Below are 1,025 nucleotides of genomic sequence, written 5' to 3'. Positions count from 1 at the left end.
TCGGGCGCCGTCATCACCCAGGGCCAGGTCGCCGTTTCCCAGCAGGTCAAGCTGATCCAGCACCGCGACGGCGGCATCGTCTCGGCCATCCCCGTCAAGAACGGCACCCATGTCAGGAAGGGCGACGTGCTCCTGCAGCTCGACGAGACCCAGACCCGGGTCGAGCTGTCGATCGTGCGCGGCCAGCTGCAGCAGTTCTACGCCATGCGCGCCCGGCTGACGGCCGAACGCGACGGCGACGCCACCGTCTCCTTCGGCGAACTCGATATTCCGGACGTGCTGAAAACCAGCGAAGTGAAGCTGTTCGAGGCCAATCGCCGGATGATCACCAGCCAGGAAGAGCAGATGCGGCTGCAGATCGGCCAGTTCGAGGAGCAGATCCGCGGCCTGAAGGCCCAGACCGGCTCCAGCGACAAGGAGAAAGAGATCGTCGAGAAGGAGATCACCAAGCTCGACACGCTTCTGAAGAGCGGCCTGGTGCCGGTCTCCGAACATCGCGACCTCCTGCGCCAGATGGCCCGCATCGACGGTTCCAAGGGCGAACTGCTCGCCCGCATCGCCGAGGCGCTCGGCCAGATCAGCGAGCTGCGCATCAAGCTGATGTCGATCGACCAGAACAACCGCAAGGAAACGCAAGGGCAGATCGTCGGGCTCGAGGCCAAGATCGCCGAACTGACCGAACGGGCGGTGGCGGCAAAGGACCGGCTGTCGCGCATGGAAGTGCGTGCCCCCGTCGACGGTCTCGTCTACGACCTGCAGATCCACACCATCGGCGGCATCATCGCGCCCGGCGCCACCGCCATGTCGATCGTGCCCGAGGGCGAGGACCTGACGGTCGAGATCCGCATCCCGCCTGTCGATATCGACCGCATCGCGCCCGGCCAGAAGAGCCGCATGCGCTTTACCGTCTTCAACCAGCGAACGACACCCGAGCTTGACGGCCGCATCGACGTCATTGCCGCCGCCACCACGCTCGACCGCAACACCGGACAACCCTTCTATCTCGCAACCGTCGAGATCACCGA

At 65.2% G+C, this 1,025-nt stretch carries 1 protein-coding gene; it reads left to right on the top strand.

Annotated elements, in window-relative coordinates; all coding sequences use genetic code 11:
- Nucleotides 1-1,025: HlyD family type I secretion periplasmic adaptor subunit (locus tag LPJGGPFB_RS32850; protein WP_173424107.1), on the top strand; the 1,025-nt coding region annotated here is incomplete at both ends.

The sequence above is a fragment of the Ensifer adhaerens genome, assembly GCF_013283195.1.
In the GTDB taxonomy this organism is placed as follows: domain Bacteria; phylum Pseudomonadota; class Alphaproteobacteria; order Rhizobiales; family Rhizobiaceae; genus Ensifer; species Ensifer adhaerens_G.
This window is presented reverse-complemented; position numbering and strand designations above follow the sequence as displayed.